The sequence below is a fragment of the Isoptericola sp. NPDC057653 genome, from assembly GCF_042799955.1.
Taxonomy (GTDB): domain Bacteria; phylum Actinomycetota; class Actinomycetes; order Actinomycetales; family Cellulomonadaceae; genus Isoptericola.
Map to the genome: position 1 here is coordinate 1 of NZ_JBHVHP010000004.1, position 10,596 is coordinate 10,596.

A 10,596-nucleotide genomic window follows, 5' to 3' on the forward strand; every position below is an offset into this window, starting at 1 on the left:
AGCTCGGCGCCGTCCCTCGAGGGACGGCGCCGAGCTCGCGCCCACAGCGCGTTGAGAGGACTGGCATGACCGACACCCCCTGGCTCGTCGTCGGGCTCGGCAACCCCGGCCCGAAGTACGCCGGCAACCGGCACAACGTCGGGCAGATGGTGCTCGACCTGCTCGCCGAGCGCACCGGTGCCCGGTTCTCGCGGCACGCCCGCGCGCAGGCCGTCGTCGCCGAGACCCGCCTCGGCGTGCTGCCCGGCGGGCGCCCCGGCCCGCGCGTCGTGCTCGCCAAGCCCACGACGTACATGAACACGTCCGGCGGCCCCGTCGCCGGGCTGGCCAAGTACTACGGCGTGGACCCCGCGCAGGTGGTCGTCGTGCACGACGAGGTCGACATCCCGTTCGACACCATCAAGCTCAAGTCCGGCGGCGGCGAGGGCGGCCACAACGGGCTGCGCGACATCACCAAGGCGCTCGGCACCAAGGACTACGTGCGCGTGCGCGTCGGCGTCGGCCGCCCCCCGGGCCGCATGGACACCGCCGACCACGTCCTCAAGGACTTCTCCGGCACCGAGCGCAAGGACCTCCCCATCCTCGTCGACGACGCCGCCGACGCCGTGGAGATGGTGCTGGCCGAGGGGCTGCTCGCGGCCCAGGGGAAGTTCCACACGAAGGTCTGAGGGGGTCCTGACCGGCCAGTTCACCCGGGTGGAATGGCCCCGCCCGGGCCCATTCCGTGCTCCGGTCTCCTTACGCTCGACGGGCGGTCTCGACCGTCCGCACGAGGAGGAACCATGGGCCCGACGGTGGCACTGGCGCACGACTACCTGACGCAGCGCGGGGGCGCCGAGCGGGTGGCGCTGACGATGGCCCAGGCCTTCCCGTCGTCGCCGCTCTACACGACGCTGTACCACCCCGACGGGACGTATCCCGAGTTCGCGGACTTGGACGTGCGACCCTCGCGGCTCGACCGGGTCGGGCTGCTGCGGCGCAACCACCGGTTGGCCCTGCCGCTGCTCCGCGGCGCGGTCGAGAGCCAGGCCGTGGACGCCGACGTGCTCCTCGCCAGCTCCAGCGGCTGGGCGCACCGCTACCGCGGCGCCCGCCGCACGGTGGTGTACTGCTATGCCCCCGCCCGCTGGCTCTACCAGCGCGACCGCTACCTCTCCGGGGCCTCCGGCCGTGCCTGGAAGGACCGGTGGCGCACGGGGCTCGCCGGGGCGGCGCTCGACCTCCTCGGCCCCGGGCTGCGGGCCTCGGACACGGCCGCCGCCGCACGGGCCGACGTCTACCTGGCCGTCTCGACGGTCGCCCGGGACGCCGTCCGCGAGGCCTACGGCATCGACGCCGAGGTCGTGCCGCCCCCGCCGGCGATGGAGCCGGAGGGCCCCGCGTCCCCGGTGCCCGGCGTGGCTCCCGGCTACCTGCTCTGCGTCGCCCGGCTGCTGCCGTACAAGAACGTCGACGTCGTCGTCGCGGCCGCACGCCGGCTGCGGCTGCCCCTCGTCGTGGTCGGGGTCGGCCCGGACCGCGAGCGGCTCGAGCGGCTGGCCGGCGACGCCCTCGTCGCGCCCGGGACGCCCGCCGCCGGGCGGGAGGACGGCGTGCGGCTCGTCGGCAAGGTCGACGACGCGCAGCTGCGCTGGCTCTACGGCAACGCCTCGCTGCTGGTGGCCACGTCGTACGAGGACTACGGCCTCACGCCCCTGGAGGCGGCGGCGTTCGGCGTCCCGGCGGTGACGCTCGGCAGGGGCGGCTATCTCGACACGGTGGTCGACGGCGTGACGGGGCTGTACGTGGAGCGCCCGGAGGCCGCGCAGGTCGCCGAGGGGATCGAGGCGGCGCTGAGGCGCTCCTGGGACCAGGAGGCCATCGGAGTTCACGTCAAGGGGTTCTCCCGCGACGCGTTCGTCGCCCGGCTCCAGGCCGTGGTGGCGCAGGAGGTCGCGGTGGCCCGGGCGCCGGGCACGCGCGGAGAGGTCGGGGTCCGATGACCGTCCGGGAGTTCCTGCGGGTGATGTGGGCGGGCAAGTACCTCGTCGTCGCCTCCGTCGTGCTCGCCCTCGCCGCCGCGGTGGTGTACGCCGACCGGAAGCCGGAACTGTACGAGGCGACCGCCTCGGTCCAGATCAACGCGGTCGACCTGGGCGGGGACACCGCCTCCACCGCCACCACCACCACGGTCGACACCGACCCCCGGCTGGTCGAGGCGCCGGGCGTCCTCAGGTCGGTCGCCAAGGCGGTGGGTGGCGGCGCCGACCCCAAGGCCCTCGCGGGACAGGTGTCCGGCCAGTACGACGCGGGCAGCCAGATCATGACCGTCACCACCACGGCCAGCACGCCGGAGAGCGCGGTCGAGCTGGCGAACGCGGTCGCCTCCGCGTACGTCGGGAGCCTGCCGGGCGTCATCGACGACCAGATCGCGGAGCTCGACGCCCGGCGCGACGCGCTGCGCGACCAGCTCGGCGCCGTCGACAAGCAGGTGGCGGACTCGCCGAAGGACCCCCTGGCCGGTGCGGAGCGCTCCACGATCATCGACCAGTACCAGACGCTCTCCGCGAGCCGGAGCACGCTCGAGTCGATCGTGACGCCCGCGCAGGTGCTGACGCCCGCGACCGGGTCGTCGGCGGTGGTCGTCGGGCTGCCGCGGGCGAGCATCGTCCTCCTGGGGGCGCTCGCGGGGCTCGCGGTCGGCGTGGGCCTCGCCCTGGCGCGGCGTGCCCTCGACTCGCGGGTCCGGGCCCGGCCCGACGCTGCGGCGGCGGCCGGGGTCCCGGTGATCGCGGAGCTGTACGGGGTGACGCGCGCCGCCAAGTCCTACCGGCGCACGCCCGTCCTGCCGATCTCGAGCAGGGTCGCGTCCCCGTTCACCGAGTCGATCCGGGAGCTGCGCACCGCGCTGCACGTGGCGATGCAGGACGTGGAGCACGCCGTCGTCGTGGTGACGGCCACGGACCCGCACGCCCCCCGCTCGTTCATCGCGGCGAACCTCGCGGCGTCCTGGGCCATGAGCGGGCGCAGCACGGTCGCGGTGTCGGGCGACCTGCGCAGGCCGGACATGGAGAACCTGCTGCCGCGGCCGAACGGGCCGGGCACCGACCCCGACGGGATGCGACCCACCCAGGTGCCGAACCTCCGGTTCCTCGCGCTCCACGACCCGACGATGGACCCCGCCGACTTCCTGGCGACCGACCGGGTCCGGGCGACGATCGAGGCGGCGCGCGACGCCGGCGAGGTGCTCGTCATCGACGCGCCGCCCGTGCTGGCCGCCGCCGACGCGACGATCCTCGGTGCCTTCGCGGACTGCGTCGTGCTCGTCGCGACGGCGGGCCGCACCGCCCGGAGCGTCCTGGCCGAGGCCGCCGAGCGCCTGCGGATCAACGGGGTGCCGCTGACCGGCGTCGCGCTCGCCGGGGTGAAGGGCGACAGCAGGATGGTCTACGCCTCGACGTACGGCGACCCCGTCGACGCGGAGGCTGCCGCCGTGGCGCCCGAGCCCGAGGAGACGTCGTCCGATCAGTCGTCGCCGACGGGCGCGCCGCCCGTACAGGCGCCCGTACAGGCGCCCGATGACGACGCAGCGGCGCCGGAGGCGGGCGGGCCGCCCCGACCAGCCGCGACGCACCGGCCGGCCGGGCACGGGGGGCACGCGGGACACTCCCGCCGGCCCCCGACCTTCCCGCCCACCGGCGCCGGCCCGGGCAAGACGACGGCGGACGCGGACACCGGGTCCGACCCGACGCCGGCGGACGTGGCCCCCACGATCGGTCGGCTCCTGCGGACCGCGCGCCGGTCGTGACCGGCCGTCGCCGCCGCGGCGCACGACCCGGGCCGCTGCGGGTGGTGGTCGTCGACCACACGGCGTCGCTGGGCGGCGGCGAGCTGGCCCTGCTGCGGCTCGCGACGGAGCTCGACCCGGGGCGCGTGGAGCTCCGGGCGGTCCTGCTCGACGACGGCCCGCTCGTGGCCCGGCTGCGGGCGGCCGGCGTGCCGACCGTGGTCGTGCCGGCCGGCCCTCGCACCCGGGGGATGGACCGGCACGCGCTCGCGGGCTCGTGGCGCGCGCTCCTCGCGGCGGGCGACGCCGCCCGCCTCGTGGTCCGGGTGGCGGGCCTGCTCCGAGGGTCCGGCGCGGACGTGGTGCACACCAACTCGCTGCGGGCCGACGTCGTCGGGCTGCTGGCCGCGCGGTGGTGCCGGGTCCCGGTGGTGTGGAGCGTGCACGACCGGATCGCCACGGACTACCTGCCCGCGGCGGCCGTCCGCGTGCTGCGCGCGCTCGCGCGGCGCGGCCCGCGGGCGGTGGTCGCGAACTCGCGCGCCACGGCACGGACGCTCCCCGGGGTGCGGGACCTCACCGTGGTGCACCCCGGATTCGCACCGGACCAGGCGCTGCCGTCCTTCGAGGCACGCGTCGTCCCCGACCGCAAGGTCGTCGGGCTGGTGGGCCGGCTCAGCCCCACCAAGGGCCAGCTGGAGCTGGTCCGGGCCGCGCCGGCGGTGCTGGACCGGCATCCCGACGCCCGCTTCCGCCTCGTCGGGGGCGCCCTCTTCGGCGCCGACGGCTACGCGGACGCCGTCGCGAACGAGATCGGCCGCCTCGGGCTGCGCGGCGTCGTGGAGGTCGTCGGGTTCAGCGACGCCCCGGCCGCGGAGATCGACCGCCTCTCCGTGTGCGTCCACGCCTCGCCCGTCCCCGAGCCGTTCGGCCAGGTGGTCGTGGAGGCGGCGGTGCGCGGCGTCCCCGTGGTGGCGACGGACGCGGGCGGCGTCCCGGAGATCCTGCGCCCGCAGGGCCGGGACCTGGGCGTGCTCGTCGCGCCGGGCGACGCGGCCGCGCTCGCGGCGGGGGTCCTGGCCGTGCTCGACGACCCGGGTGCCGCCCAGCAGCGGGCGCGGGCGGCGTACGACGACACGACCCGACGATTCCCGGCGCGCGAGACCGCCCGCGCGGTCACGGCGGTGTGGGAGCGGGCCGCCGCCCCGCGCCGACGGCGTCGACCACGTCCCGCATGAGCGCGACCTGACGCTCCCAGGTGGGGATCGGCTCGGCCGGCCCGTCGGGCGCGGTGGGCGCGTCGGACTCGGCGGAGCGCGACAGGACGGCGTCACGCACGGCGCCGGCGAACCGCTCCGCCGGCGCGACCACGACGTGCGGGTCGGCCGTGTCGCGGAAGCCTGCGACGGGGGTCGAGACGACCGGCCGCCCCACCGCGCGGTACTCGTACAGCTTGAGCGGGTCGAGGCTGTCCGTGAACTCGTCGACGACGTGGGGCACGACGAGGGCGTCCGCGTGCCGCAGGTAGGCCGGCACGGTGTCGAAGGCCCGGGCGCCGAGGAGCACGACGCCCGCGCGGCGGAGGCGGTCGGCGGCGGGCCGCTCGAGCGCGACGGGGCCGACCAGCACCAGGGTGCCGTCGCCGCCGAGCGCGCGGGCGGTGGCCTCGCACAGCGCGACGTCGAGGCGGTCGGTGTGCAGCGTGCCGACGTAGACCGCCGTCGGGCCGTCCGGGAGGTCGTGCGGCCGGGCCGCGGGGCGCCGGTAGCGCTCGAGGTCGACGCCGTTGGTGACGAGCACCAGCGAGCGGGCGTCGGCCTTGCGCGCGGCGAGGGCGGGCGAGCAGACGGTGACGGCCGCGGCGTGCTCCACGAGGTAGCGGTCGCCGTCGGCGACCCGGCGCGACTCCGCGGCGCCGCGGGTCGCGGCCGTCCAGTCGTCGGTCACGTCGTAGAGGGCGGGCCAGCGGCTGCGTCGGGCGAGGGTGGCGCCGTAGGGGTCGTTGACCCACAGCACCGGGCGGGCGAGTCCCAGGCGGCGGGCGGCGCGGACGACGCCGGCGGCCCGCCGGGCGTCGCCGCCCCCGTCGACGCGGCGCGGCAGGAGCTTGGTGGGCTGGAGCAGCCACAGCCGCCGCGGCCCGACGCCGTCCACCGGCGGCGCGGGCCGCAGCCCGCGGCCGCGCCGCGGCCACCCGCCCCGCGAGAGGGCGTGCAGCGGGTCGCTCACCGGTTCGACGAAGAGGACGCGCAGGGTGGGCCGCTCCCGCAGGAGCCCGGCGACGAGGTGCTGGTTGCGGCGCCAGACCTCGTCCCACGGCTCCAGCGACATGACGACCAGGTCGGGCCCGTCGCCCGGCGCGGGGCTCATGACAGCACGCTCCGGTACACCCGCTCGGTGGCCTCGGCCTGGTGCGCGAGGGAGAACTCCGCCTGCTGCCGGGACTGCAGCGCGGCGCCGTACCGGTCGCGCAGGCGAGGGTCGGCGGCGAGACGCGCGAGGCGCTCCCCGGCGTCGACGACGTCGCCGGTGGCGTACAGGCCCGGCCCGCCCGCGGGCCCCAGGGACTCGACGTGGCCGCCCGACCCGTCGGCGACGACCGGGGTGCCGCTCGCCATCGCCTCCAGCACGCTGAGCCCGAAGCCGTCCCCCGGTGTGGGGGCCAGGAAGACCGAGGCGTCGGCGAGGAGCGCCGGGACGTCGTCGCGGTGCCCGAGGAGGTCCACGGCGCCGTCCAGCCCGAGCTCCCCGACGAGCTCCTTGGTCGCGACCTCGAGGGAGCCACCGCCCGCGACCTGCAGACGCCAGCCGCGGCCCGCGAGGCCCGAGGCGGCGAAGGCACGCACACCGGCGTCCACGTGCTTCTCCGGCTCCAGCCGCGACGCGACGAGCACCACGGGCGACCGCAGCGCCGCGCCGCGCGGCGGCGGCCGCCGGTCCACGCCGGCGACGACGACCTCGCTCGGCCCGTCGATCCGGTCCTGCACGTAGCGGCTGATCGCGATCTGGGCCGCCACGGTGCGCCGGACGAGGTGCGCGGCGGCCCGGCCGCCCAGGCTGCGCCCGCGCGCCAGGGCGAAGTGCCGGGTCACGACCAGCGGGACCCGGCGCGTGAGCACCCGGGCGTCGAGGCAGGCGGCGACCTCGGCCGCCGTCATGTGCGCGTGGACGACGTCGGGGCGGGGGACGGCGCCGACGGACCGGCGGGCCCGGGCCACGGTCGACCCGGGCAGCAGCCGGACCGCGTCGCCGACGACGGCGCGCATCGGGCCGGCGGCGCCGCCCACCACGGTGACGTCGTGGCCCGCCCGGGCCTGCGCGAGCGCGAGGCGCGCGACGTGCGCCTCGACCCCGGCGTACGCGTCGGTGACGACGACGTGGGCGATCCTCACGGCGTCCCCACCGGGGCCGGGGTGCGCGGCTCCGTGCCGCGGCCGGACGCACGGGCGGCACGGCGCAGCGCCGTGGGCGGCGGCGCGCCCGGAGCCTTGTCGAACCCCTCCGCGCCCAGGCAGACGCCGACGAGCACGAACGGCAGCGACACGATGATCGCCACCCAGAACTGGTCGAACTGGCTGGCCACGAGGCGGGACGCGAGCAGGGCCACGGCGAGGGTCCCGTACCGCCGGTCCATCCGCCAGGCCACCCCGAGGGTGCCGAGCATGAGGACGGCGAACCCTGCCAGCCCGACGACCCCGACGGACGAGAGCACCTCGGCCACCGCGTTCGGCGGCTGGAAGCCGGGCTCGGGGCCCACCGTCCACCAGCGCAGGCCGGCCCCGAACCACGGGTGCTCCCGCCAGACGGCGAAGCCGCCCTCGATGCCCGCGGCGCGGAACGCGGTCGAGTTGAACGGGTCGGTGCCGGAGAGGTCGTCCTGGACGCGCCCGGCCACGAAGACTGCGGCGGGGACCATCGTCAGCAGCATGAGGACCGGTGCGATCCTGCGGCCGTGGCCCGGGCGCAGGGCGAGCACGATGAGCCCGACGCCGAGGCCGACGATCGCCTGCCGGGACTGGACGGCCATCATGCCGAGGACCAGCACGTAGAACGCGGGGATGCGGAACCACGCGGGCCAGTGCAGCCACGGCTGGCGGACGAAGGCGAGCAGAGCGACGGACATGAACAGCGGCCCGGCGAGGTTCTTGTGCAGCGCGAAGGGCCAGCTCGGGTAGACGGGGGACAGGTTGCCCTGCGCGAGCTGGACCGCCCCGACGGCGCACGCGTTCAGCGCGATGACGAGCACCAGGAGCGTGAGGAGCGTCAGCCCGAGCGTCGCCCGACCGGACCGGCCCACCGCCCAGCCGACCACCAGGGCACCGCCCACGAGGAGCCACGCGTGGAACCACTCCACGCCGTTCTGCAGGAACGGCGTCGCGACCACGGCGAAGAGCGTGGCGAGCTGGTAGACGGCCGAGAGCCACAGCATGGAGCGCAGCGCCGGTGTGAAGGGGCGCGGGGAGAACAGGACGGCGACCCAGAACGTGGCGAACAGCGTCACGTCGCCCAGCGACATGTTGAGGGCGTCGCCGCCCACCCGTGCGGCGACCACGAAGGTCGGCATCGCGACGACCGGGACCAGCGACGGGTCGTAGACGGTCACGCCCACGACGAGCACGACGGCGGCCGCGGCCGCGCCGAGGGTGACGTCGTGCGCGATGACGTAGGTGACGGCCAGGACGGCGACGGCGGCGACGGCCGTCCAGGTGACCGAGCCTGTCGCCGCGCGCAGGTCGACGCGGGGGCCGACGCCGCTCACGGGGCCGTCACCTCGGCGTCCTCCAGCAGGGCGGGGCCGGCGAGATAGGCGCGCAGCCGGCGCTGCGCACCCGCGCGGCGGGTGCCGCGCAGCGCCGCCGACCGCACCGCGGCTCCGGCGACGAGCGCGGCGCGGGCGGCCGCCCAGCCGGCGGTGCCGTAGTGCTTGCGGAGGTAGCGCTCCTGCGAGGCGTGGAAGTGCAGCTCGCGGACCCGGTCGTCGCCCCCGGTCCCCGCGCCCTCGTGGACGACCTCCGCCGTCGGGACGACGGCGTGCCGCCATCCCTGCCGGTCCGCGCGGTACGCCCAGTCGGTCTCCTCGGCGTAGAGGAAGAAGCGCTCGTCGAGCACGCCCACGCTGCGCAGCGCCGACGCCCGCACCAGCAGGGCCGAGCCGATGACGAAGGTGCGCTCCCGCGGGAGTCGGAGCCGCCCGAGCCCCGCGGCCTCCAGCCACGCCCGGGCGGGGGAGGGGAACGGCCACGCGACGCGGCCGGGGGTCCCGGCGGAGTCGACCTGCGCCGGGCCGACACTCGCCAGGCCCGGGTCCGCGTGCAGGGCGGTGTGGAGCGCGGTCACGGTGTCCGGGCCGACGACGGCGTCCGGGTTGAGCAGGAACAGGTCGGCGCCCGGGTCCTGGCGGTGCGCGAGGGCGAGGTTGACGGCGGCCGCGAACCCGAGGTTCCGCCCCGGGTCGTGGTACGCGCCCTCGCAGGCCTCGGTGATCGCGCGGTGCCGCGGGTCGGACGAGTTGTCCACGACCGTCAGGGGGTAGGCCCCGGCCAGGGGCTCGAGCGCGGTCCGCAGCAGCTCCGGCCGGCCGTAGGCGACCACGACCACCTCGACCCGGGGCCGGTGGGTCGTCCCCCCGGACGCGACCGGCGCGACCGGCGCGGCCGGGACGACCGCCGCGGCCGCGGCGGGCTCGCCGCGCACCGCTTCGTAGACCGCGCGGTACTGCCGGGCGACCTCCGGCCACGAGCACTCGCGGGCGCGGTCGAGCCCCGCCTGGCGGAGCACGCGCGCCGTTCCCGGCCGCGTCGCCTGGTGGATGCCGTCCCGCAGCGCGTCCGGGTCGCCGGGCGCCACGAGCACACCGGCACCCGCGACGAGGTCGGGGACCGAGCCGACCCGGGTCGCCACGACCGGGGTGCCGCACGCCATCGCCTCGACGACGACCCGCCCGAACTGCTCGGCGAGCCCGGGGGTGTCCCGCGACGGCACGACGAGGACGTCGAGCCCGCGGTAGAACGCCGGCAGCTCCTCGGTGTCGAGCGGGCCGAGGAAGACGGCGCGGCCGGCGAGCGGCGCGCCCAGGCGCCGCAGGCGGGCCTCCTCCGGCCCCGCCCCGGCGACGACCAGCTCCAGGCCGGGGTCGTCCGCCACGGCGGCCAGCAGGACGTCGACCCCCTTCTGCGCGGTCAGCCGCCCGGCGTACCCGACGCGCACCCGGCCGCCGGGACGTCGCTCGGCGGGGGCGGCCGACGGGCTGAAGAGCCGGGTGTCCACCCCCAGCGGGATCCGGGTGACGAGGCCCTGCGCGCCCTTGTAGCGCACGATGCGCGCGGCGTCGTGGTTGCACGTGACCACCGCGGCCGCGCGGCGGAGGGCGGCGCTCTCGAGGGCCCGGAACGGCAGGGGGTAGCGCTTGAGCAGGTTCTGCGCCGAGTAGAGCAGGAAGGGCGCGAGGCGGCCCGGGCGGCGGCCGCGGAGCGTGTCGACGAGGCGGCGCACGGCACGGACCGCCAGGACCTCCGCGGTGGCGAGGGCGACGGGCTCCTCGTGGATGTCGAGCACGTCCCACCGCTCGCCGAACAGCCGCCACAGCACGCGCGGGTCGTAGAGGAACAGGGCGGGGTGGCGGCCCAGCGTGGCCGCGGTCTCGAGCTCCTCGCCCGCCCGCGGCGCGGGCCGGACGTCGCGCCCGCCCTCGTCCCACACGGCCGCGGTGAGCACCCGGACGGTGTCGCCGCTGCGGCGCAGCTCGCGCTCCCGCTCGCGCCAGGCGTCCACGACGGCGCTGTGGGAGACACGCAGGACCTTCATGGCTCCCGATCCTCGCCGCCGGACCA

8 protein-coding genes are annotated in these 10,596 nt (G+C 77.2%); 4 read left to right on the forward strand and 4 right to left on the reverse strand.

Annotation, left to right across the window (positions count from 1 at the left end):
- The first annotated feature begins 65 nt into the window (after positions 1 to 65).
- From pth to ACFU9A_RS19620, 4 genes are all read left to right on the forward strand, one after another.
- Entirely contained in the window at positions 66 to 668 is a 603-nt protein-coding gene (pth, locus tag ACFU9A_RS19605) for an aminoacyl-tRNA hydrolase (RefSeq protein WP_430576983.1), read from the forward strand.
- Positions 669 to 782: 114 nt separating this feature from the next.
- The gene (locus ACFU9A_RS19610) at positions 783 to 1,982 is read left to right on the forward strand and encodes a glycosyltransferase (protein WP_430576984.1); all 1,200 of its coding nucleotides are present in this window, start codon (positions 783 to 785) and stop codon (positions 1,980 to 1,982) included.
- A complete protein-coding gene (locus tag ACFU9A_RS19615; RefSeq protein ID WP_430576985.1) occupies positions 1,979 to 3,787 on the forward strand; it encodes a hypothetical protein in 1,809 nt (602 codons plus the stop codon). The genes ACFU9A_RS19610 and ACFU9A_RS19615 overlap by 4 nt, the downstream gene beginning before the upstream one ends.
- Positions 3,784 to 5,004: a glycosyltransferase gene (locus ACFU9A_RS19620; protein WP_430576986.1), complete on the forward strand. Its 1,221-nt coding sequence runs from the start codon at positions 3,784 to 3,786 to the stop codon at positions 5,002 to 5,004. Before ACFU9A_RS19615 ends, ACFU9A_RS19620 begins: the two co-directional genes overlap by 4 nt.
- Here ACFU9A_RS19620 and ACFU9A_RS19625 read toward each other — a convergent pair.
- The 4 genes from ACFU9A_RS19625 to ACFU9A_RS19640 are packed head-to-tail and all read right to left on the reverse strand — an operon-like array spanning position 4,943 to position 10,570.
- On the reverse strand, positions 4,943 to 6,136 hold the full coding sequence (locus ACFU9A_RS19625; protein WP_430576987.1) for a glycosyltransferase: 1,194 nt from the start codon (positions 6,134 to 6,136) through the stop codon (positions 4,943 to 4,945). The genes ACFU9A_RS19620 and ACFU9A_RS19625 overlap by 62 nt on opposite strands.
- Positions 6,133 to 7,158, reverse strand: coding sequence for a glycosyltransferase family 4 protein (locus ACFU9A_RS19630; RefSeq protein WP_430576988.1), 1,026 nt, complete (start codon positions 7,156 to 7,158; stop codon positions 6,133 to 6,135). The genes ACFU9A_RS19625 and ACFU9A_RS19630 overlap by 4 nt, the downstream gene beginning before the upstream one ends.
- On the reverse strand, positions 7,155 to 8,525 hold the full coding sequence (locus ACFU9A_RS19635) for an O-antigen ligase family protein (RefSeq protein WP_430576989.1): 1,371 nt from the start codon (positions 8,523 to 8,525) through the stop codon (positions 7,155 to 7,157). Before ACFU9A_RS19635 ends, ACFU9A_RS19630 begins: the two co-directional genes overlap by 4 nt.
- Positions 8,522 to 10,570, reverse strand: coding sequence for a glycosyltransferase (locus tag ACFU9A_RS19640; protein ID WP_430576990.1), 2,049 nt, complete (start codon positions 10,568 to 10,570; stop codon positions 8,522 to 8,524). Before ACFU9A_RS19640 ends, ACFU9A_RS19635 begins: the two co-directional genes overlap by 4 nt.
- Between the last annotated feature and the right edge of the window lie 26 nt (positions 10,571 to 10,596).

What these genes read in the sequence shown, in the direction of transcription:
- ACFU9A_RS19625 (WP_430576987.1), bottom strand. Translation starts at nt 6,136, where the DNA reads ATGAGCCCCGCGCCGGGCGACGGGCCCGACCTGGTCGTCATGTCGCTG.
- ACFU9A_RS19615 (WP_430576985.1), top strand. Translation starts at nt 1,979, where the DNA reads ATGACCGTCCGGGAGTTCCTGCGGGTGATGTGGGCGGGCAAGTACCTC.
- ACFU9A_RS19640 (WP_430576990.1), bottom strand. Translation starts at nt 10,570, where the DNA reads ATGAAGGTCCTGCGTGTCTCCCACAGCGCCGTCGTGGACGCCTGGCGC.
- pth (WP_430576983.1), top strand. Translation starts at nt 66, where the DNA reads ATGACCGACACCCCCTGGCTCGTCGTCGGGCTCGGCAACCCCGGCCCG.
- ACFU9A_RS19610 (WP_430576984.1), top strand. Translation starts at nt 783, where the DNA reads ATGGGCCCGACGGTGGCACTGGCGCACGACTACCTGACGCAGCGCGGG.